Genomic DNA, 21,983 nt, shown 5'->3' on the forward strand with positions numbered 1-21,983 from the left:
GGGAACGTCTTACAACTTGGTGGTCAGCGCCTGTTGCGCCAGGTTCTCGATCGAGGCGTGCATGACCTCGACCAGCGGGTTCGGCCAGACGCCGATCAACACGATCAGGAATGCGAGCACACCCAGCATCCAGGCCTCGCGGAAGTTCAGGTCTTGAAGGGTCTTCACCCCTTCATTTTTCACCTCGCCGAAGATCACGCGCTTGACCATCCACAGGGTGTAGGCCGCACCGATGATCAGGGTGAGGGCCGCGGCGAACGCAATCCAGAAGTTCGCCTTGAACGCCGCGAGGATGACCATGAACTCGCCGACGAAGCCCGAGGTGCCCGGCAGGCCGACGTTGGCCATCGCGAACAAGACCACCAGCGCGCCGAACCACGGCATCGTGTTGACCACCCCGCCATAGGCCGAGATGTCACGGCTGTGCAGCCGGTCGTAGAGCACGCCGATCGAGAGGAACATCGCCGCGGAGATCAGGCCATGGGAGATCATCTGCACCATCGCGCCCTCGAGCGCCAGGGTCACGCCACTGGCCGAGGTGTTGTCCGGATTGGCAACGATCATGTAGATCAAGAACAGGCCGAGGGTGACAAAGCCCATGTGCGAGATCGACGAGTAGGCGACCAGTTTCTTCATGTCCGACTGGACCATTGCCACTAGGCCGATGTAGACGATCGCGATCAGCGACAGCGCGATCACCAGCCAGTCGAGCGTCGCCGCGGCGTCCGGCGTCATTGGCAGCGAGAAGCGCAGAAAGCCGTAACCACCGATCTTGAGCATGATCGCCGCCAGGATGACCGAGCCGCCGGTGGGCGCCTCGACGTGCGCATCCGGCAACCAGGTGTGCACCGGCCACATGGGGATCTTGACCGCGAAGGCAATCAGGAACGCCAGGAAGATCAGGATCTGCTCGGTCAGCGTCAGCGGCAATTCGTGCAGCACCGGGATGGCGAAGCTGCCGGCCTGGAAGTACATGTAGATCAGCGCGACCAGCATGAACACCGAGCCGAGGAAGGTGTACAGGAAGAACTTGATCGTCGCGTACACCCGCTGCGGGCCACCCCAGATCCCGATGATGATGAACATCGGGATCAGCATGGCCTCGAAGAAGAAGTAGAAGACGATGGCGTCCATCGCGGCGAAGGTGCCGTTCATCATCCCTTCCATGATCAGGAACGCGGCCAGGTACTGGTGGGCCTTGTCCTTGATCACTTCCCAGGCGGCGACCACCACGAGGATGGTGGTGAAGGTGGTCAGCACGATCAGCGGCATCGAGATGCCGTCGACGCCCAGCGCGTAGTTGATGCCGAAGGCCGGAATCCACGGCAGGTGCTCGACGAACTGCATCGCGGCGGTCTGGGTGTTGAAGCCCACGATCAGGCCGAGGCTGATCACGAAGACCACGACGGAGACGATCAGCGCGAACCAGCGCGCCGAGGTGGCACGCCGTTCGCCGAACAGCATGACGGCAAGGCCTGCCGCGATCGGCAACCAGACGAGCAGGCTCAGTATGGGCCAGGAGGTCAGCATCGAACCGTTATCCTTCGCTTGTTATCGGTATGGGCGTTACGCGCCAATGAACACGATCCAGGTCATCAGCCCGATCAGGCCGAGGATCATGACGAACGCGTAGTGGTAGAGGTAACCGGTCTGGATCAGGCGCCAGGTGCGGGCCATGTAGCCCACCAGCGCGGCCGTGCCATTGACCAGCCAGCCGTCGATCGCCCGCAGGTCTGCGCCCTGCCAAAGACCACGACCCAGCAGCCGGGAGCCGCCGGCGATGACGGTGTTGTTGAAGCTGTCGAAGCCGTAGCCCTCGTCGAGGATTCGCTTGGGCCAGGCGAACACGCGGGCGAACAGCGGCGGCAGCACCTTCGGCATGCCCAGGTACATGATCGCCGCCAAGGCCACACCGGCCAGCGCCATCCAGACCACCGGCGTGGTCCAGCCGTAGAGGAACATGCCCCAGGCGCCCTTGAACTGGTCTTCCAGGGTGGCCATCGCACCATGAGTGGCAAGTACGCGGATCGAGTCATCGAAGTAGGCGCCGAACAGCCACGGCTCGACCACGAGGAAACCGATAATCAGCGATGGCACGGCCAGCAGCATCAGCGGCACGGTGACCACCTTGGGCGATTCCTTGGCGTGCGATTCGGTGTGGGCATCCATCCGCGACTCGCCGAAGAACACCAGGAACAGCATGCGGAAGGTGTAGAACGCGGTCACGAACACGCCGATGAACAGCGCCCAGTAGGCGAACTCCGCCCCCGGCAGCTCGGAGGCAGCCACGGCGTAGATGATCGACTCCTTCGAGTAGAACCCGGAGGTGCCGGGGAGGCCGATCAGCGCCAGTGCCCCGATAAAGAAGGTCGCGAAGGTGATCGGCAACTTCTTCGCCAGCCCGCCCATCTTGCGCATGTCCTGCTCGTGGTGCAGCGCGATGATCACGGAGCCCGCCGCCAGGAACAGCAGTGCCTTGAAGAAGGCGTGGGTCATCAGGTGGAACAGCGCCGGGCTGTAGGCCGAGACGCCCAGTGCTGCCGTCATGAAACCGAGCTGCGAGAGCGTCGAGTAGGCGATCACGCGCTTGATGTCGTGCTGGACGATGCCCAGCAGGCCCATGAAGATCGCGGTCACCGCGCCAATCACCAGGATGAACGACAGTGCGGCGTCGGACAGCTCGAACAGCGGCGAGAAGCGCGCCACCATGAAGATGCCGGCGGTGACCATGGTCGCCGCGTGGATCAGTGCCGAGATCGGCGTCGGGCCTTCCATGGAATCCGGCAGCCACACGTGCAGCGGCACCTGCGCGGACTTACCCATCGCGCCGATGAACAGCAGGATCGCGATCACGCTGATCAGCGACCACTCGACGCCCGGCCAGTACTCAACCGTGATGTCGGCCAGTTCGGGCAGCCGCTCGAACACGGTCGCGTAGTGCAACGAGTCGGTGTACGCCAGGATCGCGGCGATGCCGAGCAAAAAGCCGAAATCACCCACCCGGTTGACCAGGAAGGCCTTGAGGTTGGCGAAGATCGCCGACTCGCGCTTGTACCAGAAGCCGATCAATAGGTATGAAACCAGGCCAACGGCTTCCCAGCCGAAGAACAACTGCAACAGGTTGTTCGCCATCACCAACATCAGCATCGAGAAGGTGAACAGCGAGATGTAGCTGAAGAAGCGCTGGTAGCCGGGATCATCGTGCATGTAGCCGATGGTGTAGATGTGCACCATCAGCGAGACGGCGGTAACCACCACCATCATCATCACGGTGAGGTTATCGACCAGGAACCCGATATTGAACTCGAACAGGTCCGAGGCGATCCAGGTGTAGACGGTCGCGTCGAACGTCGACAGCCCGCCGAAGACGTGCATATAGAAGGCGTACAGGGACGCGGCCAACGCGATCGCCACGCCGATGATGGTCACCCAGTGGGCGCCGGACCGACCGATCTGTCGTCCGAACAGGCCCGCGATGATCGAGGCGATCAGCGGGGCAAGTACGACGGCAAGGTAAACCTTTTCCATTGGATCAGCCCTTCATCTCGGTCAGGTCTTCGACGTTGATCGTGCGTCGATTGCGGAACAGCGTCACCAGGATCGCCAGACCGATCGCCGCCTCGGCCGCGGCCACGGTCAGGACGAAGAACACGAACGCCTGGCCGTCGATATCACCGGAGAAATGCGAGAACGCCACGAAGTTGACGTTCACCGCGAGCAGCATCAGCTCGATGGCCATCAGAAGCACCAGCACGTTCTTGCGGTTGAGGAAGATGCCGGCGACGCTGATCGAGAACAGCAGACCGCCGAAGATCAGGAACTCGGACAGGCTGATCATGACGTTTCCTTATCCTGGTTGGCTTTGGAGTCACCCGCGACATCACCACGGCGGGTCTTGTCATCATCCAGCTCGGCAATGCGTACGCGATCCTCGGCCCGCACACGCACCTGGGCGTCGATGTCCTGGTAGTGGACGCCCGGGCGGCGGCGATGGGCGAGCGCGATCGCCGCCACGATGGCGACCAGCAGGATGAATGCCGCGATCTCGAACGGGTAGACGAACTTCGTGTAGAGCACCTGGCCGATGGCGCGCGTGTTACCCGCGTCCGCCGCAGCCGGCTCCGATGCCGGGTAGAGCTCCAGCCCGAAGGTCGCCGGGCCGAGGATCAAGGCCAGTTCGACGATCATTACCAGCGCGACCAACACGCCCACCGGCAGGTTGCGGATGAAGCCCTCGCGCAACGGCGCGATATTGACGTCGAGCATCATCACCACGAACAGGAACAGCACCATCACCGCGCCGACGTAGACGAGCAGCAGCACGATGCCGAGGAACTCCGCCTCCATCAATATCCAGATCAGCGCGGTGGAGAAGAACGTCAGCACCAGGAACAGGGCGGCGTGCACCGGGTTCCTGACCGTCACCACCCGGATGGCGGCGACCACCGCGACCGAGGCAAATACGTAGAAAAGGATCTGGTAGAGCGACATGACTATCCTTCTGCTGGGAGCGGGTGTCCGCCCCTGAGCCGGTTGACCGTTGTTTCGTTCGTTGTTTCAGGTGCGGGGCGCCGTGCCACGACCGGACGGGACGTTACCACGACCACCGCCCGCCGGCACGTCACCCCGTACCGATTACCCGTTGCCGGTAAACATCACCGGTACGCGGCATCCGCAAGGCGGTCCGCCGCGATCTGTGGCTCGAGGCGGTCACCAATCTCGAGGAGTTTCTCCTTGGTCATGATGTTCTCGCCACGATTCTCGAAGTGGTACTCGTAAACCCTTGTCTCGACAATCGAATCCACCGGGCAGGCCTCTTCGCAGAAGCCGCAGTAGATGCACTTGAACAGGTCGATGTCGTAGCGCGTGGTCCGGCGCGTGCCGTCCTCGCGCTGCTCGGATTCGATGGTGATCGCCAGCGCCGGGCAGACGGCCTCGCAGAGCTTGCAGGCAATGCAGCGCTCTTCGCCGTTGGCGTAGCGGCGCAGCGCGTGCAGACCACGGAAACGCGGCGACTGCGGGGTCTTCTCCTCCGGGTACTGGACGGTGTACTTGTGACCGAAAAAGTACTTGCCGGTCACCGACATGCCGAGCAACAGCTCCCACAGGAACCACGTCTTGAAAAAATGCTTGATCGCGTTCATTGCAGGCTTCCCCTTAACCGAACCACGGGCCGACTTCAAAGTAGAAGAATGCGCCTTCCACCACGATCCAGAGAATGGTTACCGGAATAAAGACCTTCCAGCCCAGTCGCATGATCTGGTCGTAGCGGAACCGCGGAAAAGTCGCGCGGAACCAGATGAAGACGAACAACAGAACCGAGATCTTGAGTATGAACCAGACGATACCCGGCACGAAGGCGAACGCCGGCTCGAGGAACGTGCCCTGGAACGGTGACAGCCAGCCACCCAGGAACAGCACCGCGGCCAGCGCCGAGATCAGGATCATGCTGGCGTACTCGGCCAACATGAACAGGGCGAAGGCGATGCCCGAGTACTCGACGTGGAAGCCGGCGACGATTTCCGATTCACCCTCGGAGATATCGAAGGGAGCGCGGTTGGTCTCGGCCACGCCGGAGACGAAGTAGACAACGAACATCGGCAACAGCGGCAGCCAGTACCAGTGGATGATGCTGCCCTCCTGGCCACGCACGATCTCGGAAAGGTTCAGGCTCCCGGAGACCATCAGCACGCCGACCAGCGCAAAGCCCATCGCCAGCTCGTAGGCGACCTTGTGGGCCGCCGAGCGCATGCCGCCGAGCAGTGCGTATTTCGAGTTCGAGGCCCAGCCGGCCAGGATCACGCCGTAGACGCCGGCCGCGCCGATCGTCAGCACGTACAGCAGCCCCGCGTTGATGTCGGCCAGCACCCAGCCGTCGTCGAACGGGATGACCGCCCAGGCGACCAGCGCGGCCACCAGCATCAGGATCGGCGCGAGGTAGAAGATGAACTTGTTGGCGACCGTCGGGGTGATCACCTCCTTGAACATCAGCTTGAACACGTCGGCGAACGGCTGGAACAGCCCGCGCGGGCCGACCCGGTTGGGGCCGATACGTACGTGCATGTAGCCGATGACCTTGCGCTCGGCCAGCGTCAGGTAGGCGACGGCAAGCACAACCGGCAAGACAATCACCAACGTGAGCAGCACGTGCACGACGAAGTACTGCCAGGACGGCGACATCCAGCCGATGACCGGGGAAAGCCATTCGGTGATCATGCGGCGACCTCCACCTGAATTTCGACCTTGCCGGGACGCGCGGCCAGTTCGCCGGCATGCATGCCGCTGAACACGACGACGCTGCCCGGCATGACGCGCGGATCAACGCGAATCGGCAATTCAGCGCGCAAGCCATCCTGTTCGATCATCGCGGTCAGGTCATCGGCCCACCCTTCGCGCTCAGCGTCGGCCGGATTGACCAGCACGTGCCGCTGCATCTCGGCCTTTTCGGTGCCTTGCAACGGCGCGGCGCGGCGGATTACCGGATCGATGCCGTACATCGCCACCGCGGCAATGCGCTGATAACCGCCCTGCCCAGCCATTGCCGGCAGTTCGAAGCGGGCATCGGCAAGCGACGTGGTCTTGTTCTCGAGTGCGACTTCCTGGCAATGCCCCTGGATCTCGCGGCGCACCTCGGTGACCGCCATGTAATCGAAGCCGTTGAGGTCGAGCAGGTTGCCCAGCACCCGCAGGATCTTCCAGGCCGGACGCGACTCGCCCAACGGACGAACCGAGCCGTTCACCGACTGCCAACGACCTTCGCCGTTGACCCAGGTGCCGGCGGTTTCGACCGCGGTGCCCATTGGCAAGAGCACGTCGGCGTAACGCTTCATCGCCGGGGTGACGTAACTGGTGATGGCGACCACGCAACCGGCCTGTTCCAGGCGTGCGATTGCCGCCTGACCCGCCGCCGAGTCGTATTCCGGCTCGACGCCCTGCAGAATCATCGCCTCGCAGGGCTCGGCCAGCATGTCCGCGGCATGACGACCGTGACCGACGGCATCCGCACCACCAGCGGCACGATGCGGCACCGCACCGGCCAGCCAAGCGCCGGCGGCGTTGCCGCCCTGGGCGACGATGCCCAGTTGAGCGCCGGTCAGACGCGCCAGCTCGGCGGCCACGGCACGCATCGCGGCGAAGTCGGGGGCATTCTGTGCCACGGCACCGAAGAAGATCGCGGCGTTCCCGGCCTCTTTCAGTTCGTTGACAATCGCCGCGGCGTCCTCGATCTCGGCGACCGGGTGATCGGACAGATTCGACGGGATCTCACCACCGGCCGCCTTGAGCAGGGCGAGCAGGCTGCCCAGCTCACCGCCGTCGGCCACCTTGCTCGGGGCTTGGCGCGCCGGGAAGGTCAGATCCTGTTGGTAGGGATGGATCAGGGTGACCCGTGCCTGGTTGTTCAGCGCGGTCTGGCGCAGGCGGTGGGCAAACAGCGGCACCTCTTCACGCACTGCCATACCGACCGTCACGGCCGCGTTCAGATCGGCGATCGCCGGAATATCCATGCCCAGCCACGGCATGACCGGATCGTCGGCATCGCCGGAGAAGTCGGTCTGACGCAGACGGTGATCGATGTTGTTCGAGCCCATGCCGCGGACGATGCGCGCGGTCAGGTACTGCTCCTCGAGGCTCGCGTTGGGCGAGACCAACGCGCCCAGCGAGGCCGGACCCTGTTTGTTCACGATCTGTTGAATGCCCTGAGCGGCAGCGTCGAGCGCCTCTTCCCAGCTCACGGCAACCCAGTCGCCGTCACGCTTGACCATCGGACGGGTCAGGCGATCGTCGGTAAACAGGCCGGTGTAGGCATAGCGATCGCGGTCGGCGATCCAGGTCTCGTTGACCGCATCGTTTTCGCGCGGAACGGTGCGCATTACCCGCCCGTCGCGGGTGTGGATATAGAGATTCGAGCCGAAGGCATCATACGTCGACAGGTGCTTGTGCTGCACCAGTTCCCAGGGACGGTGCGTGTAGCGCGACGGCTTGGCCGTCAGCGCGCCGACCGGGCACAGGTCGATGACGTTGCCGGAAAGCTCCGAGGTCACGCTTTTGGAGATGTAGGTGCCGATCTCCATCTGATCGGTACGACCGGTCGCGCCCAGTTCCTTCAGGCCGGCGATTTCCTCGCCGAAGCGCACGCAGCGTGTGCAGTGAATGCAACGGGTCATGTCGGTGGCGATCAGCGGACCAATGTCCTTGTCCTTGACCACACGCTTGGCCTCGGAGTACTGACCGACGCCCTCGCCGTAGCCCATGGCCACGTCCTGGAGCTCGCACTCGCCGCCCTGATCGCAGATCGGGCAGTCGAGCGGGTGGTTGATCAGCAGGAACTCCATGGTCGAGCGCTGGGCGTTAATCGCCTTGGGGCTACGCGTGGAGACCTTCATGCCCTCGGAAATCGGTGTCGAACAGGCCGGCAACGGCTTGGGCGCGCGCTCGACCTCCACCAGGCACATGCGGCAGTTGGCCGCGATCGACAGCTTGCGGTGATAACAAAAGCGCGGGATGTTGATCCCGGCCTTGTCCGTCACCTCGATCAGCATGTCCCCCGGGTTGCCCTGGAGGGTCATGCCGTCAACTTCAAAGGTAATCTGCTCGTCACTCATACCTGGAAACCTGATTGCACGGCCGGCCTTAGGCCGCCTGGGATGCGCGGTCGACCATGCTGTGGCCGTGCTTGATGTAGTACTCGAATTCCGGTCGGAAGTGCTTGATAAAGCTCCGAACCGGCGTGGCGGCGGCATCACCGAAGGCGCAGATGGTGCGTCCCTCGATCTTGCTGGCCACGTCGTCGAGACGGTCGAGATCCTCGAGCGTGCCCTTGCCGTCGATGATCCGGTTGAGCATGCGGTACAGCCAGCCGGTACCCTCGCGGCACGGCGTGCACTGGCCACAGGATTCCTTGTAATAGAACTGCGCCACGCGGCGCAGCGCCTTGACCATGCAGGTGTCTTCATCCATGACGATCAACCCGCCCGAGCCCAGGAACGTGCCCGACTTGGCAATCGAGTCGTAGTCCATGTTGGTCTCGAGCATGATCCCGCCCGGGATCACCGGCGACGAGGTGCCGCCCGGGATCACGGCCTTGCACTTCTTGCCACCGCGCATGCCACCGGCCATTTCCAGCAGGTCGGCAAACGGGGTGCCCATCGGGATCTCGAACACGCCCGGCTTGTTGACGTGGCCCGATACCGACCAGATCTTCACGCCGCCACTGTTGGGCACGCCCAGATCGGCGAACCATTGGCCGCCATTGCGCATGATCGCCGGCACGGAGGACAGCGTCTCGGTGTTGTTGACCGTGGTCGGCCGACCGTACAGGCCGAAGTTGGCCGGGAACGGCGGCTTGAAGCGCGGCTGGCCCTTCTTGCCCTCGAGCGATTCAAGCAGCGCTGTTTCCTCGCCACAGATGTAGGCGCCGGCGCCCAGGGAACCGTATAGGTCGAAGTCGATGCCCGAGCCCTGGATGTTCCCGCCCAGCACGCCGTACTCGTACGCTTCCCGGACGGCCTGTTCGAAGCGCTCGAACACCAGGTCCGAGAACTCGCCGCGCATGTAGTTGTAGCCCTTGGTCGCGCCGATGGAGTAGCCGGCGATCGCCATACCCTCGACCAAGGCGTGCGGGTTGTTCATCAGGATCTGGCGATCCTTGAAGGTGCCCGGCTCGGATTCGTCCGAGTTGCAGACGATGTATTTCTGCCCCGGGGCGTTGCGCGGCATGAACGACCACTTGAGCCCGGTCGGGAAACCGGCCCCACCGCGACCACGCAGATTCGAGGTCTTGATCTCCTCGATGACCAGCGCCGGGTCGGTCTTTTCCTCGAGGATCTTCTTCCAGGCCTGGTAGCCGCCGGAGGCAAGGTAGGCCTCCAACGACCACGGCTGCTCGTGTTCGAGCGTGGCAAAGCAGACCGGGGTGTGACTGACGTAATTGAAACTCATGGCGTCAATCCAGCTTGTCGAGAATTTCGTCGACCCTCTCGGGCGTCAGATTCTCGTAGTAAACGTGATCGACCTGCATCATCGGACCGCCGCCGCAGGCCGCCAGGCATTCCTCTTCCTGCTTCAACAGGATCCGGCCGTCGGGCGTCGACTCACCGGTCTTGATGCCGAGCTTTTTCTCGCAATGATCGACGATCTCGTCGGATCCCATCAGCGAGCAGGCAATGTTCGTGCAGACCGAGACGTGATGACGCCCGCAGGGCTTGGTCTCGATCATGGAGTAGAACGAGGCCACCTCGTAGACCGAGATCGGCTCCATCCCGAGGTACTCGGCGATCGCGTCCATCAGATCGACGGTGACGTGACCGTCGTTCTGGTGCTGCGCAATTCGCAGCGCGGCCAGCGAGGCCGACTGCTTCTGGTCCTCGGGGTAGCGCGCGAGCCAGCCGTCGATTTCCTCGCGGCTGTGATCGGTCAGCAGGTGGAGTTTGCTCTCGGTCATCAGCGGTCGACCTCTCCGAATACGATGTCCTGGGTGCCGAGGATTGCCACGACGTCGGCCAGCATGTGCCCACGTGACATCTCGTCGAGACCCGACAGGTGGGCAAACCCCGGCGCCCGAATCTTGAGACGATACGGCTTGTTGGCCCCGTCGGAAACCAAGTAAATGCCAAATTCGCCCTTCGGGTGTTCCACGGCGGCATAGGCCTCGCCGCGCGGCAGGGTATACCCCTCCGTGAACAGCTTGAAGTGGTGAATCAGCGACTCCATGTCCGCCTTAACCTCCTCGCGGCGCGGCGGGACAACCTTGTGGTCGTCAGCCATCACCGGGCCCGGGTTCTTGCGCAACCAGTTGATGCACTGGCGGATGATGCGGTTGGACTGCCGCATCTCCTCGACGCGCACCAGGTAGCGGTCGTAGCAGTCGCCGTTCTTGCCCACCGGGATGTCGAAGTCGAGCTGGTCGTAGACCGCGTAGGGCTGGTGCTTGCGCAGATCCCATTCGATGCCGGAGCCGCGCAGCATCGGGCCGGTAAAGCCCATCTGCAGCGCGCGTTCCTTGGAGACCACGCCGATATCGACGGTGCGCTGTTTCCAGATGCGGTTGTCGGTCAGCAGCGTCTCGTACTCGTCGACATACTTCGGAAAACGGTCGGTGAAGTCCTCGAGGAAGTCGAGCAACGAGCCCTGGCGCGCTTCGTTCATGCGATTGACGTCGCGCTCGCTGTGCCACTTGGAGGCCTGGTACTTGGGCATCGAGTCCGGCAGGTCACGTGCCACGCCACCCGGGCGGTAGTAGGTGGCGTGCAGGCGGGCCCCGGAGACCGCCTCGTAGCAGTCCATCAGATCCTCGCGCTCACGGAAGGCGTAGAGGAATACCGCCATGGCGCCGATATCGAGCGCGTGCGCCCCCAGCCAAAGCAGGTGGTTGAGGATGCGGGTGATCTCGTCGAACATCACCCGGATGTACTGGGCGCGCTCGGGGATCTCCAGATCCAGCAACTGCTCGATGGCGCGCACGTAGGCGTGCTCGTTACACATCATCGAGACGTAATCGAGTCGGTCCATGTAACCGATCGACTGGTTGTAGGGCTTGCTCTCGGCGAGCTTCTCGGTCGCGCGGTGCAGCAACCCGATATGCGGGTCGGCGCGGACGACGGTTTCACCGTCCATCTCGAGCACCAGGCGCAGCACCCCGTGGGCCGACGGGTGCTGGGGACCGAAATTCAGGGTGTAGTTGGCGATTTCCGGCATCTATCAGCCCTCGTCGAGGTCAATGTAGCGGCTGTCGTCGCGGTGCACCTTCGGCACCAGCACCCGAGGCTCGATCGACACCGGTTCGTAGACCACCCGCTGCTTCTCAGCGTCGTAGCGCACCTCGACATGCCCGATCAGCGGGAAGTCCTTGCGGAACGGATGACCGACAAAGCCGTAGTCGGTCAGGATCCGACGCAGGTCCGGGTGACCGTCGAACAGGATGCCGAACAGGTCGAACGCCTCGCGCTCGAACCAGTTCAACCCGGCCCACACCGACACGACCGATGGCACCACCGGGGCCTCGTCGTCTGGGCAATAGACCCGCACGCGCAGGCGCCAGTTGTGGGTGTAAGACAGCAGGTGGGCGACCACGGCAAAGCGCGGGCGGCCCAGATCCCCCAAGTCCGGCTCGTCGCCGAACTTGAGCCAGCCACTGGTGTTCGGCTCGACGGCACGGCTGTAACCGGTATAGGAGACCGTCTCTTCGCCGGCCCACTCGTCAATGCCGTACTCGAGGTAGTCGATGCCACACAGGTCGACGCACTGCTCGAAACGCGTGGCTTCGCTCGATTCGAGGCGCTGGGCGACCTCGCGCCAGTGCTTGGCCTCGACCTGGATGGTGAGTTCACCGCGGTCGAAGGTCTGATCGACGATGTGCTCGCCGATGGTTTCCTTGAGGGCCGTTTGCAGATTCATGGATGAGGCTACCCCTGTGCTTGCCGGTACCCGTCAGGCACGCGCAATGGTGTTGGTGCGACGGATCTTGTTCTGCAACTGGATGATCCCGTACAAGAGCGCCTCGGCGGTCGGCGGGCACCCGGGCACGTAGATGTCGACCGGCACGATCCGGTCACAGCCGCGCACCACCGAGTAGGAGTAGTGGTAGTAGCCGCCGCCGTTGGCGCAGGAACCCATCGAGATCACCCAGCGCGGCTCGGCCATCTGGTCGTAGACCTTGCGCAATGCCGGGGCCATCTTGTTGACCAGGGTGCCCGCCACGATCATCACGTCGGACTGACGCGGACTCGGACGGAACACCACGCCGAAACGGTCGAGGTCGTAACGGGCCGCGCCAGCGTGCATCATCTCGACGGCACAGCAGGCCAGGCCGAAGGTCATCGGCCAGAGCGAGCCGGTACGCGCCCAGTTGATCAGCTTGTCGGCCGACGTGGTGACAAAGCCCTTCTCCAGAACGCCTTCTACTCCCATTCCAGCGCCCCCTTCTTCCACTCGTAAATAAAGCCGATCACGAGCACGCCCAGGAAAATGGCCATGGCCGCGAGCCCGAAGCCGCCGATGTCCTCGAGCGCAACGGCCCAGGGAAACAGGAAGGCGATCTCCAGATCGAAGATGATGAACAGGATGGCGACCAGGTAGTAGCGGATGTCGAACTTCATGCGCGCGTCCTCGAACGGCGGGAAGCCGCACTCGTACGCATCCAGCTTGGCCGCATCCGGCCGATTGGGTGCCAGCACCTGACCGATGACCAGGAGCCCCAGGGAGAACAGGGTGGCCACACCGAAGAAGATCAGGATAGGAATGTAGCCTTCAAGCATCTGACACCCTCTTGCTCGAAACCCGGCCAGGTCGATCCCGGCCGGTTTTTTCTGCGCGTTCGACCGCCTTGCACGCGCCGGAAAACTCAACGGCCACGTACAAGAATAGCGAATCGAACCGGAAAAGTGTGTTTGGTGCGGACGGTGGGACTCGAACCCACACAGCTTTCGCCACTACCCCCTCAAGATAGCGTGTCTACCAGTTCCACCACGTCCGCTTTGATTGTCAACCGGATCATCGCTTGATCCAGTCGTAACGGCGATTGCCCGCCGTTACTGTCCGGGCACATCCGACGGCGATTGGGTGCTGCCGTCTTCCTGCCCAGAGGGTGCCGCCGAGTTCGAGGATGGGACGTCGGTCGGCGTGCCTGCCGGCTTGTCGGACGGGGTGCGTCCGCCTTGCTCTGGCGCGTTTCCAGTCTCGGAAACGGGTGCAGAATCTACCACGCTCGAGGGCTCCTGGGAAGAGGTAATCACGTAGGCAAGCAACAAACTGGTGCCAAAAAAGGCCACCACCATCCACCCGGTCACCTTCTGCAGGGTGTTTGCTGGCCCACGCGCCCCGTGAACGGTGCCAGACGCGCCCGAACCGAACGCGGCGCCGGCATCCGCCCCCTTACCATGCTGGATCAATACCAGCCCGATCAGGGCCACACCCAGCAGCACGTGAATGATGATTACAAATGTGGTCATTGCTTACCTACCGTGTCCGCCGCGGCGCGGCAGATTCCCAGAAAATCCTCGGCCTTGAGCGACGCCCCGCCGATCAAGCCACCGTCGATATCCGGCTGCGCGAGAAGGTCGGCCGCGTTAGCGGGCTTCATCGAGCCACCGTACTGAATGCGCACCGATTGCGCGATGCCGGCGTCGTGATCCGCCAACTGGCCACGGATGAACGCGTGTACGGCCTGAGCCTGCTCGGGCGAGGCCGTCCGTCCGGTGCCGATCGCCCAGACGGGCTCGTAGGCAATCACGATCCGGTCGAAGGCCTGGATGCCGTTACCACTGATCACCGCGGCCAGCTGGCGACGCACCACCGCCTCGGTCTCGTCGGCCTCGCGCTCTTCGAGCGTCTCGCCGACGCAGAGGATCGGCGTGAGGCCGGCGGCCAGCGCCGCCTTGACCTTGGCGTTGACGACCTCGTCGGTCTCGCCGTAAATCGCGCGCCGCTCGGAGTGACCCAGGATCACGTAGCGCGCGCCCACGTCGGCCAGCATCGGCGCGGCGACTTCGCCGGTAAAGGCGCCACTGTCGTGTTCGGAGCAGTTCTGCGCCCCGACATCCAGCGCGGTCGAATCGGCGAGCCGGGCGACCTGCGGCACAAAGACGAACGGCGGGCAGACGGCCACGTCGATGCCTTCGAGCGACGGCATGCCGTCGAGCGTGCCCAGCACCAGCGACTCGTTGTCGGCCAATGTGCCATTGAGCTTCCAGTTTCCTACGACGATCGGTTTACGCATCCGATGGTTCCAATTCAAATGTTCAAGAGCCAGATGTTTTTAACGGTCAGCCCGAGCGGCGGCACTGCGCATTGCACGTACCGCCCCGGGAAACGGGCGACAAGACTACTTGGCCGCCCCCCATAAATCAATCCGCCAGCGGCGCGCGCGACAGCATGACCACGGCCTCGGCCGCGATGCCTTCGCCCCGTCCGGTAAAGCCCAGTTTTTCCGAGGTCGTTGCCTTTACGTTCACCTGATCGGTCGACCAGCCGCCGGCGGCCGCGATCGAGTCGCGCATGGGGCTGACCCAGGGGGCGAGCTTGGGCGCCTGCGCAATCACGGTCGCATCGACATTGACCAACTGCCAACCGTCTTGGGCGATCCGTTCGACGACCCGGCGCAGCAGGTCACAACTGTCGGCTCCCGCCCAGGCGGGATCCGTGTCCGGAAAGTGCCGGCCGATATCCCCGAACCCGGCCGCACCCAACAGGGCATCGCAAATCGCATGCAGCAGGACATCCCCGTCGGAATGCGCCCGAAAGGCCCGATCGAAGGGAATACGACAACCACCGATCCACAGATGATCGCCGGGCTCGAAGGCATGCACGTCGAAACCGTGGCCGATACGCAGCGAGAAAGGATCAATCATCGAGCACTCCCTGTCGCCGGAGGATCACCCGAGCGATGCCGAGATCCTCCGGGTGGGTGATCTTGAGGTTGTCCGTGCCGGCGTCAACGGCCAAGGGCGACAGCCCCAGGCGTTCGAGCGCCGAGGCCTCGTCGGTGATATCCGCCCCGGCCGCCAGACCCTGTTCGATCGCCTCGAGCAGCACGCCCACCGGGAACAGCTGCGGGGTCAAGGCATGGCGCAGCACACGGCGATCCACGGTCTCGGTTACCCGCCCGTCGGCATCGACCCGCTTGATGGTGTCGCGCACCGGTGCGGTCAGCAGCGCGCCCTCCGGGTAACGGGCCGCAGCCAATAGCCGATGCAGGTCCGCCGGTTCCACGCAGGGTCGCGCGGCGTCATGGACCATCACCCACTCGCCCAACCCGTCGGTCGGTTCGTGGCGCGCTCGCGGCGAGAGGCTTGCCCAGCGATCACGAAATAGGGCCAGTCCGTTGCGCACGCTCAGCGCCCGGCTGGCGCCCCCGTTGACGCGGTGAATCGGGACGCCGACGAGATGCAGCGCATCCAGCGCGCCTTCCGGGACCCCGTCGCCGGTAACCAGCACCACCCCGGCGAGACCCGGCAGGTTGGCAAACCGCGACAGGGTCACCTCCAGCACCGAACGCGCGCCCAGGCTCAGGTACTGCTTGGGCGTGTCGTTACCCATGCGCCGACCGAAACCGGCGGCCGGCACGAGCAGCCACCAGCGCCCGGCCTCGGCCGGGGTCGCCGGGGCGGGCGGCAAGGGGGTGACAGAGGCGCTCATCGCCCTGCCCCACGGAACGGCATGAGAAGGTCAATGAGCGTTGGGAAACGAAACGACCGCAAGCGACTCATCGACGAATCACTCGCCGATCGAGGGAGAGGTCACGCGGCTCGGGTCGACCACCGGCGGGGTAATCGTATCGGGACGGACGGCCTCGACCACCTGGTAGAAACGCTCGCCCTCGCGCACCAGGCCCAGCGTCAGGCGCGCCTGTGCCTCGACGGCATCCATGCCCTCACGCAGACTGCCCACCTCGGCGGCCAGCGTCTCGTTGCGCCGTTCAAGCCGGGTCTGTTCGGCCTGCAGGATCGACAGACGATCCTGCTTGGCGTTCACTTCACCCACCGAGGCCTCGCTGACCCAGACCCGCCACTGCAGGCCGGCGACCATCAACACAAGGATGACGGTCAGCAGGCGCACGAGACGCTCGCCAAACCCGCCACCGGTGCAGCACTCACGACCATCCGAGAGGATTCGCCGCAACGCATCGATGGGATGAGAAGCATGGAGTCAGTGCGCCCCGAAAGCCAAGACGTCTGCCTTACTGACCGAAGGCCGCGCGTCCCGGGAAACGGGCCTTGTCGCCAAGACGCTCCTCGATACGCAGCAGCTGGTTGTACTTGGCGATCCGGTCGGAGCGCGACAGCGAGCCGGTCTTGATCTGACCCGCGTTGGTCGCCACGGCCAAGTCGGCGATGGTGGTGTCCTCGGTCTCGCCCGAACGGTGGGAGACGACGTTGGTGTAGCCGTTCTCCTGCGCCAGGCGCATGGCCGCGAGCGTCTCGGTCAGGGTGCCAATCTGGTTGACCTTGACCAGCATGGAGTTGGCAACCTTGCGCTCGATGCCCTCGCGCAGGATCTTCTCATTGGTGACGAACAGATCGTCGCCAACCAGCTGGCACTTGTCGCCCAGGCGCTCGGTCAACAGTGCCCAGCCATCCCAGTCGTCCTCGGCCATGCCGTCCTCGATCGACAGGATCGGGTACTTCTCGACCCACTCGGCCAGCAGATCAACCATGCCGGCGGCATCCAGGGTGCGGTTCTCGCCGGTCAGGACGTACTTGCCGTCCTTGATGTACTCGGAGCTCGCCGCATCCAGGCCCAGGAAGACGTCCTTGCCCGGGGTGTAGCCGGCCTTCTCGATCGCTTCCATGATGGCCTCGATCGCGGCCTCGTTGGACGGCAGGTCCGGGGCGAAGCCGCCCTCGTCGCCGACGGCGGTCGACAGGCCGCGCGCGGCCAGCACCTGCTTGAGGGCGTGGAACACCTCGACGCCGTAGCGCAGCGCCTCGGAGAAATTCGGCGCACCGGCCGGGATGATCATGAACTCCTGCATGTCGATGGAGTTGTCGGCGTGCTCGCCCCCGTTGATGATGTTCATCATCGGCACCGGCAGAGTCACCGCGGCCTCGCCACCGAGGTAGGAGAACAACGGCTCGCCCCGCTCAAGCGCACCCGCCTGCGCAGCGGCCAGCGAGACGGCAAGGATGGCGTTCGCGCCCAGGCGTGACTTGTTCTCGGTGCCATCGAGCTCGATCATCTTGTTGTCGATGTCCGCCAGCGCATGGACGCTCATGCCCTTGACGGCGTCGTTGATCTCGCCGTTCACGTTTGCCACCGCACGGGTGACGCCCTTGCCGAGGTACCGACTCTCGTCGCCGTCACGCAGCTCGATCGCCTCGCGGGCGCCGGTGGAAGCGCCGGAGGGTACGATCGCCCGCCCCACGATACCGCCGGCCAGATGAACCTCGGCCTCGACGGTCGGGTTGCCGCGTGAATCGATGACTTCGCGTGCGTGCACTCGCTCAATGGCTGCCATGCAGTGTTCTCCTGACTTTATGTTCGGTTTGGATCGGCTGCGAACCGGCGCCTATGCCGCGCCCGGCCCGGTCATTCGTTTGTCGGCCGCCCAGCCGTTTCGGGCGGCCACTGTTCGGCTCAGTCCGTCAGACCCAGCCGCGCGTTCTCCGGGAAGCCCGAGGCCTTGACCGTGCGATCAAGCGTGGTCAGCGTCAGCAGCAGATCGGCCATCTCGTCGAGCGGCCAGGCGTTCGGCCCATCGGAAAGCGCTTTGGCCGGGTCCGGATGCGTCTCCATGAATAGCCCGGAGATGCCCGCGGCGACCGCCGCGCGCGCCAGAACCGGCACGAACTCGCGCTGCCCGCCCGAGGCCTTGCCCTGCCCGCCCGGCTGCTGCACCGAGTGGGTGGCATCGAACACCACCGGTGCCCCTGTCTGGCGCATGATCGCCAGAGCGCGCATGTCGGAAACCAGCGTGTTGTAGCCAAAAGACACGCCGCGCTCACAGACCATCACCTGGTCATTGCCGACCGCCCGGGCCTTCTCGACCACGTTGGCCATGTCCCAGGGAGCGAGAAACTGGCCCTTCTTGATATTCACCGGCTTGCCCTGACGGGCGACGTTCTGGATGAAATTGGTCTGCCGACAGAGGAAGGCCGGCGTCTGCAACACGTCGACCACCGAAGCGACTTCCTCGAGCGGCGTATCCTCGTGGACGTCGGTGAGCACCGGCAGGCCGAATTCACGCTTGACGTCCTCGAGGATCGCCAGCCCTTTCTCCAGCCCCGGCCCGCGGAAACTTTCCGTCGAGGAGCGGTTCGCCTTGTCAAAGGAACTCTTGTAGATCAGACGGATACCAGCGGTTTCCGCCATTTCCTTCAAGCGCCCCGCCGTCTCCTGCGCCAAGTCGGCCGACTCGATCACGCAGGGGCCGGCGATCAGAAACAGCGGTTGGTCCAGTCCGACCTCGAAATCCAGAAGCTTCATCGTCATGCGTCGTCCAGGGCCTCGGCCTTGCCCACTCGGTGGGTATGGGCCGCGTTGACAAAGGCAACGAACAGCGGATGGCCGTCGCGCGGGGTAGAGCGAAATTCGGGGTGGAACTGACAGGCGAAGAAGAACGGATGCTCCGGCAGTTCGACCGTCTCGACCAGTTCGTTCTCGACAGACCAGCCGGCGAACACCATGCCGGCGTCTGCCAGGGGTTTTTGATAGCCGTTGTTGAATTCGTAGCGATGCCGATGGCGCTCGCTGATCTCGTCGCACTCGTAGATACGGTGCGCGAGCGTGCCCGGCTCGATGCGGCAACGCTGCGCGCCCAGGCGCATGGTGCCGCCCATGTCGACGTTCTCGCTGCGCTCGATGCGGTTGCCCTGCTCGTCGCGCCATTCGGTAATCAGCGCGATGACCGGGTTCTCGGTTTCACGATCGAACTCGGTCGAGTGCGCGCCCTCGAGGCCGGCCACGTGACGGGCGTATTCGATCACAGCCACCTGCATGCCGAGGCAGATGCCCAGATACGGCTTGCCCGATTCACGCGCGTAGCGAACGGCTTCGATCTTGCCTTCGACCCCACGCGAACCGAAGCCGCCGGGCACCAGGATCGCATCCATGCCTTCGAGACGAGCCACGCCGTCGTGTTCAAAGGTTTCCGAGTCGAAGTAGTGGATGTTCACCCGCGTACGGGTCTGGATACCGGCGTGCAGCAGCGCCTCGTTGACGCTCTTGTAGGCGTCCACCAGATCCACGTACTTGCCGACCATGGCGATATCGACAATACGATCGGGCTTGGTCTGCGCCTCGACCACCCGGTCCCACTCGGTGAGATCCGCCGGCCCGGCGCTCAGATGCAGCTTTCTGAGCACCGTCTCGTCGAGGTTCTGTGCGTGGAGCAGGCGCGGAATGCGGTAGATCGTGTCGGCATCGATCGCGGAGATGACCGCGTCGTGCTCCACGTTGGTGAACAGTGCGATCTTGCGCCGCTCCTCTTCTGGCAGCGGCACCTCGGCGCGGCAGACCAGGATGTCGGGCTGGATACCGATCGAGCGCAGTTCCTTGACGGAGTGCTGCGTCGGCTTGGTCTTGACCTCGCCGGCCGCCTTTATGTAAGGCACCAAGGTCAGGTGCATGAAGATGGCGCGATCATGGCCCATCTCGACGCCCAACTGACGGATCGCCTCGAGGAACGGCAGCGACTCGATGTCGCCGACGGTGCCGCCAATCTCGATCAGGGCCACGTCGTAGCCCTTGGAGCCCTCGACCACCCGGCGCTTGATCTCGTCGGTGACGTGCGGGATCACCTGGACGGTGCCGCCGAGGTAGTCGCCGCGCCGCTCACGGCGGATGACGGTCTCGTAGACCCGCCCGGTGGTGAAATTGTTGCGTCGACCGACCGGGGAGCGCACGAACCGTTCGTAATGGCCCAAATCGAGGTCCGTTTCCGCACCGTCGTCGGTCACGAACACCTCCCCGTGCTGGAAGGGGCTCATCGTGCCCGGGTCGACATTGATGTAAGGATCGAGCTTCATCAGCGTCACGCGCAGGCCACGAGATTCGAGCAGCGCGCCCAGTGAGGCGGCGGCGATTCCCTTGCCCAGTGACGAGACGACCCCACCGGTAACGAAGACGAACTTGGTCATTAACGAACCATATCGAGAGGAGGTTGATGGCGGCCCGACGGGCCCCGTTTCAAGGGCGGAATGGTACCGCAAACACCCTGCAGCGGCAATCTATCCACCCAGCGCGGAAAGCGCCGCGGCCCGCCCGTGGCGGCCTGCATCAACACCGGCGAGCAACGACGATCCACGCACCTCGGTGCGAACCCGCGGGATGGCCAAAACGCGCAAGTAATGCGACCATACAGATGTTTGATTCCCATGACAGTCGGCACCAGCCCATGACCCAATCCCCCAACCCGGTCCAGCAACGCGAAGACGAGATTACCCGCCTGGTATTCGACGTCTCCAGGCTATGGCGCGTCCAGATCAACAAGATCCTGAGTGAATTCGATCTGACCGCGTCCGCTTGGGCCGTGTTGCGCATCCTGCGCGACGAGGGCGAAGGCCGCACGCAGAAGGAACTGGCTGGCGAACTGGCCATCGAAGGTCCGACATTGGTCAAGTTGCTCGACGGCCTGGAAAAAGGCGACTGGATCGAGCGACGGATCTCCGAGTCCGACCGGCGCGCCAAGACCATCTGGCTCAAACCCGATGCCCATGCGCGAATCGAGGCGGCCGACACGGCGCTCGCCGGCTTTCGCCATCAGGTGATCGGTGAGTTGACCGATGAGGAAAAGCGCGACTACATGACGCTGAGTCGCAAGGTGCGGGACCTGCTGAAAAGCTTTTAATGACTCCGGGCCTTGGTCACGGCCATTCCCTGGCGCGGCAGGTGATCCGCGATCACACCGTCCGGCAAGCTGACGTTTGACGAGCCCCGTATGCCACGCAAGTTTTTCCGTCGCCTGACACCCAATCGCCAGCGAATCGTCAATCAGCCGTTCCTGCGCCCGGTGGCGCAATTCCTCGGCGATCCGAACCTCTGGCACTTGAACCGCCGCTCGGTCTCCGGCGGCGTCGCCCTCGGTCTGTTTCTCGCCTTCATTCCGCTGCCGGGCCAGATGTTGATCGCTGCCGTGGGGGCGATCGCGATGCGGGTCAACATCGCCCTGGCCGTTGCGCTCGTCTGGACCACCAATCCGGTCACCATCCCGCCGTTGCTCTGGTTGGCCTACCAGATCGGCGCGATGCTCACGGGCGCGGAACTGGCCCCGCCAACCGGCGAGATGAGCGTTGGTTATGCCATGAGCCAGTTGCCCGCGATCTGGCTGCCGCTGGGCGTGGGCCTGGTCACCCTGTCGTTCGTCAGCGCCCTGCTGGGCTTTGCCACCATCCGCCTGATCTGGCGCTTCCATATCTCGATGCACAAGCGACGCCGTCGCGCTCAACGCCGCCTGCGCCTGCGTCAATCCCAGCGCAAGTCGCGCAAGCCCTGACCCATCCCTCCCCTCCCAGCAGGGGCTCTACGTTATACTGCCCCGTCTTAAATTCACC

General features: G+C 63.9%; 23 protein-coding genes and 1 tRNA gene. 2 read left to right on the forward strand and 22 right to left on the reverse strand.

Annotation, left to right across the window (positions count from 1 at the left end; translation table 11 throughout):
- Nucleotides 1-9: 9 nt before the first annotated feature.
- The 22 genes from ABGV18_RS06205 to ABGV18_RS06310 form a co-directional block, all read right to left on the reverse strand.
- Complete coding sequence (locus ABGV18_RS06205) at nucleotides 10-1,530, reverse strand: NADH-quinone oxidoreductase subunit M (protein WP_396585276.1); 1,521 nt, start codon at nucleotides 1,528-1,530, stop codon at nucleotides 10-12.
- A 36-nt stretch (nucleotides 1,531-1,566) separates the two neighbouring features.
- On the reverse strand, nucleotides 1,567-3,528 hold the full coding sequence (gene nuoL / locus ABGV18_RS06210; protein WP_396585277.1) for an NADH-quinone oxidoreductase subunit L: 1,962 nt from the start codon (nucleotides 3,526-3,528) through the stop codon (nucleotides 1,567-1,569).
- Nucleotides 3,529-3,532: 4 nt separating this feature from the next.
- Nucleotides 3,533-3,838, reverse strand: a complete 306-nt coding sequence (nuoK, locus tag ABGV18_RS06215; RefSeq protein ID WP_058575727.1) for an NADH-quinone oxidoreductase subunit NuoK — start codon at nucleotides 3,836-3,838, stop codon at nucleotides 3,533-3,535.
- Nucleotides 3,835-4,491 carry an NADH-quinone oxidoreductase subunit J gene (locus ABGV18_RS06220; protein WP_396585278.1) on the reverse strand — a complete coding sequence of 219 codons (657 nt, stop codon included), beginning with the start codon at nucleotides 4,489-4,491 and terminating at the stop codon, nucleotides 3,835-3,837. The genes nuoK and ABGV18_RS06220 overlap by 4 nt, the downstream gene beginning before the upstream one ends.
- A gap of 164 nt (nucleotides 4,492-4,655) precedes the next feature.
- Complete coding sequence (nuoI, locus tag ABGV18_RS06225) at nucleotides 4,656-5,144, reverse strand: NADH-quinone oxidoreductase subunit NuoI (protein WP_396581990.1); 489 nt, start codon at nucleotides 5,142-5,144, stop codon at nucleotides 4,656-4,658.
- A gap of 13 nt (nucleotides 5,145-5,157) precedes the next feature.
- Nucleotides 5,158-6,180: an NADH-quinone oxidoreductase subunit NuoH gene (gene nuoH / locus ABGV18_RS06230; protein ID WP_396585339.1), complete on the reverse strand. Its 1,023-nt coding sequence runs from the start codon at nucleotides 6,178-6,180 to the stop codon at nucleotides 5,158-5,160.
- Nucleotides 6,181-6,212: 32 nt separating this feature from the next.
- On the reverse strand, nucleotides 6,213-8,603 hold the full coding sequence (gene nuoG / locus ABGV18_RS06235; RefSeq protein WP_396585279.1) for an NADH-quinone oxidoreductase subunit NuoG: 2,391 nt from the start codon (nucleotides 8,601-8,603) through the stop codon (nucleotides 6,213-6,215).
- Between the two features lie 28 nt (nucleotides 8,604-8,631).
- Nucleotides 8,632-9,939: an NADH-quinone oxidoreductase subunit NuoF gene (gene nuoF, locus ABGV18_RS06240; RefSeq protein WP_396585280.1), complete on the reverse strand. Its 1,308-nt coding sequence runs from the start codon at nucleotides 9,937-9,939 to the stop codon at nucleotides 8,632-8,634.
- Between the two features lie 4 nt (nucleotides 9,940-9,943).
- A complete protein-coding gene (locus ABGV18_RS06245; protein WP_396581993.1) occupies nucleotides 9,944-10,441 on the reverse strand; it encodes an NADH-quinone oxidoreductase subunit NuoE family protein in 498 nt (165 codons plus the stop codon).
- Nucleotides 10,441-11,694 carry an NADH-quinone oxidoreductase subunit D gene (locus tag ABGV18_RS06250; RefSeq protein WP_396585281.1) on the reverse strand — a complete coding sequence of 418 codons (1,254 nt, stop codon included), beginning with the start codon at nucleotides 11,692-11,694 and terminating at the stop codon, nucleotides 10,441-10,443. Before ABGV18_RS06250 ends, ABGV18_RS06245 begins: the two co-directional genes overlap by 1 nt.
- Nucleotides 11,695-11,697: 3 nt before the next feature.
- Nucleotides 11,698-12,393: an NADH-quinone oxidoreductase subunit C gene (locus tag ABGV18_RS06255; protein ID WP_396585282.1), complete on the reverse strand. Its 696-nt coding sequence runs from the start codon at nucleotides 12,391-12,393 to the stop codon at nucleotides 11,698-11,700.
- Between the two features lie 33 nt (nucleotides 12,394-12,426).
- Nucleotides 12,427-12,906 (reverse strand): NuoB/complex I 20 kDa subunit family protein, encoded by a 480-nt coding sequence (locus ABGV18_RS06260; protein WP_058575719.1) that lies wholly within the window; start codon nucleotides 12,904-12,906, stop codon nucleotides 12,427-12,429.
- Nucleotides 12,897-13,253, reverse strand: coding sequence for an NADH-quinone oxidoreductase subunit A (locus ABGV18_RS06265; protein WP_396585283.1), 357 nt, complete (start codon nucleotides 13,251-13,253; stop codon nucleotides 12,897-12,899). The genes ABGV18_RS06260 and ABGV18_RS06265 overlap by 10 nt, the downstream gene beginning before the upstream one ends.
- 133 nt (nucleotides 13,254-13,386) lie before the next feature.
- Nucleotides 13,387-13,471, reverse strand: a tRNA-Leu gene (locus tag ABGV18_RS06270).
- A gap of 55 nt (nucleotides 13,472-13,526) precedes the next feature.
- Nucleotides 13,527-13,946: a preprotein translocase subunit SecG gene (secG, locus tag ABGV18_RS06275; RefSeq protein WP_396585284.1), complete on the reverse strand. Its 420-nt coding sequence runs from the start codon at nucleotides 13,944-13,946 to the stop codon at nucleotides 13,527-13,529.
- Nucleotides 13,943-14,713, reverse strand: coding sequence for a triose-phosphate isomerase (tpiA, locus tag ABGV18_RS06280; protein ID WP_396585285.1), 771 nt, complete (start codon nucleotides 14,711-14,713; stop codon nucleotides 13,943-13,945). The genes secG and tpiA overlap by 4 nt, the downstream gene beginning before the upstream one ends.
- Nucleotides 14,714-14,840: 127 nt before the next feature.
- Nucleotides 14,841-15,344: a 2-C-methyl-D-erythritol 2,4-cyclodiphosphate synthase gene (gene ispF, locus ABGV18_RS06285; protein ID WP_396585286.1), complete on the reverse strand. Its 504-nt coding sequence runs from the start codon at nucleotides 15,342-15,344 to the stop codon at nucleotides 14,841-14,843.
- A complete protein-coding gene (gene ispD, locus ABGV18_RS06290) occupies nucleotides 15,337-16,131 on the reverse strand; it encodes a 2-C-methyl-D-erythritol 4-phosphate cytidylyltransferase (protein WP_396585287.1) in 795 nt (264 codons plus the stop codon). Before ispD ends, ispF begins: the two co-directional genes overlap by 8 nt.
- A 78-nt stretch (nucleotides 16,132-16,209) precedes the next feature.
- Entirely contained in the window at nucleotides 16,210-16,551 is a 342-nt protein-coding gene (locus ABGV18_RS06295; RefSeq protein WP_396585288.1) for a septum formation initiator family protein, read from the reverse strand.
- A gap of 121 nt (nucleotides 16,552-16,672) precedes the next feature.
- A complete protein-coding gene (gene eno / locus ABGV18_RS06300) occupies nucleotides 16,673-17,950 on the reverse strand; it encodes a phosphopyruvate hydratase (RefSeq protein WP_396585289.1) in 1,278 nt (425 codons plus the stop codon).
- Between the two features lie 119 nt (nucleotides 17,951-18,069).
- Nucleotides 18,070-18,918 carry a 3-deoxy-8-phosphooctulonate synthase gene (gene kdsA / locus ABGV18_RS06305; protein WP_396585340.1) on the reverse strand — a complete coding sequence of 283 codons (849 nt, stop codon included), beginning with the start codon at nucleotides 18,916-18,918 and terminating at the stop codon, nucleotides 18,070-18,072.
- Between the two features lie 2 nt (nucleotides 18,919-18,920).
- The gene (locus tag ABGV18_RS06310; RefSeq protein WP_396585290.1) at nucleotides 18,921-20,570 is read right to left on the reverse strand and encodes a CTP synthase; all 1,650 of its coding nucleotides are present in this window, start codon (nucleotides 20,568-20,570) and stop codon (nucleotides 18,921-18,923) included.
- A 257-nt stretch (nucleotides 20,571-20,827) separates the two neighbouring features.
- Here ABGV18_RS06310 and ABGV18_RS06315 point away from each other — a divergent pair, with 257 nt between their 5' ends.
- Both ABGV18_RS06315 and ABGV18_RS06320 read left to right on the forward strand, forming a co-directional pair.
- Nucleotides 20,828-21,280, forward strand: coding sequence for a MarR family transcriptional regulator (locus ABGV18_RS06315; protein ID WP_396585291.1), 453 nt, complete (start codon nucleotides 20,828-20,830; stop codon nucleotides 21,278-21,280).
- Nucleotides 21,281-21,370: 90 nt separating this feature from the next.
- Nucleotides 21,371-21,925: a DUF2062 domain-containing protein gene (locus ABGV18_RS06320; RefSeq protein WP_396585292.1), complete on the forward strand. Its 555-nt coding sequence runs from the start codon at nucleotides 21,371-21,373 to the stop codon at nucleotides 21,923-21,925.
- The last annotated feature ends 58 nt before the right edge of the window (nucleotides 21,926-21,983 follow it).

Origin of the sequence: Guyparkeria halopsychrophila, assembly GCF_044582135.1 — a bacterium.
Classification (GTDB): domain Bacteria; phylum Pseudomonadota; class Gammaproteobacteria; order Halothiobacillales; family Halothiobacillaceae; genus Guyparkeria.

Coding starts and splice junctions, on each gene's coding strand:
- ABGV18_RS06205 (WP_396585276.1), bottom strand. CDS start 1,530: ATGCTGACCTCCTGGCCCATACTGAGCCTGCTCGTCTGGTTGCCGATC.
- nuoL (WP_396585277.1), bottom strand. CDS start 3,528: ATGGAAAAGGTTTACCTTGCCGTCGTACTTGCCCCGCTGATCGCCTCG.
- nuoK (WP_058575727.1), bottom strand. CDS start 3,838: ATGATCAGCCTGTCCGAGTTCCTGATCTTCGGCGGTCTGCTGTTCTCG.
- ABGV18_RS06220 (WP_396585278.1), bottom strand. CDS start 4,491: ATGTCGCTCTACCAGATCCTTTTCTACGTATTTGCCTCGGTCGCGGTG.
- nuoI (WP_396581990.1), bottom strand. CDS start 5,144: ATGAACGCGATCAAGCATTTTTTCAAGACGTGGTTCCTGTGGGAGCTG.
- nuoH (WP_396585339.1), bottom strand. CDS start 6,180: ATGTCGCCGTCCTGGCAGTACTTCGTCGTGCACGTGCTGCTCACGTTG.
- nuoG (WP_396585279.1), bottom strand. CDS start 8,603: ATGAGTGACGAGCAGATTACCTTTGAAGTTGACGGCATGACCCTCCAG.
- nuoF (WP_396585280.1), bottom strand. CDS start 9,939: ATGAGTTTCAATTACGTCAGTCACACCCCGGTCTGCTTTGCCACGCTC.
- ABGV18_RS06245 (WP_396581993.1), bottom strand. CDS start 10,441: ATGACCGAGAGCAAACTCCACCTGCTGACCGATCACAGCCGCGAGGAA.
- ABGV18_RS06250 (WP_396585281.1), bottom strand. CDS start 11,694: ATGCCGGAAATCGCCAACTACACCCTGAATTTCGGTCCCCAGCACCCG.
- ABGV18_RS06255 (WP_396585282.1), bottom strand. CDS start 12,393: ATGAATCTGCAAACGGCCCTCAAGGAAACCATCGGCGAGCACATCGTC.
- ABGV18_RS06260 (WP_058575719.1), bottom strand. CDS start 12,906: ATGGGAGTAGAAGGCGTTCTGGAGAAGGGCTTTGTCACCACGTCGGCC.
- ABGV18_RS06265 (WP_396585283.1), bottom strand. CDS start 13,253: ATGCTTGAAGGCTACATTCCTATCCTGATCTTCTTCGGTGTGGCCACC.
- secG (WP_396585284.1), bottom strand. CDS start 13,946: ATGACCACATTTGTAATCATCATTCACGTGCTGCTGGGTGTGGCCCTG.
- tpiA (WP_396585285.1), bottom strand. CDS start 14,713: ATGCGTAAACCGATCGTCGTAGGAAACTGGAAGCTCAATGGCACATTG.
- ispF (WP_396585286.1), bottom strand. CDS start 15,344: ATGATTGATCCTTTCTCGCTGCGTATCGGCCACGGTTTCGACGTGCAT.
- ispD (WP_396585287.1), bottom strand. CDS start 16,131: ATGAGCGCCTCTGTCACCCCCTTGCCGCCCGCCCCGGCGACCCCGGCC.
- eno (WP_396585289.1), bottom strand. CDS start 17,950: ATGGCAGCCATTGAGCGAGTGCACGCACGCGAAGTCATCGATTCACGC.
- kdsA (WP_396585340.1), bottom strand. CDS start 18,918: ATGAAGCTTCTGGATTTCGAGGTCGGACTGGACCAACCGCTGTTTCTG.
- ABGV18_RS06310 (WP_396585290.1), bottom strand. CDS start 20,570: ATGACCAAGTTCGTCTTCGTTACCGGTGGGGTCGTCTCGTCACTGGGC.
- ABGV18_RS06315 (WP_396585291.1), top strand. CDS start 20,828: ATGACCCAATCCCCCAACCCGGTCCAGCAACGCGAAGACGAGATTACC.
- ABGV18_RS06320 (WP_396585292.1), top strand. CDS start 21,371: ATGCCACGCAAGTTTTTCCGTCGCCTGACACCCAATCGCCAGCGAATC.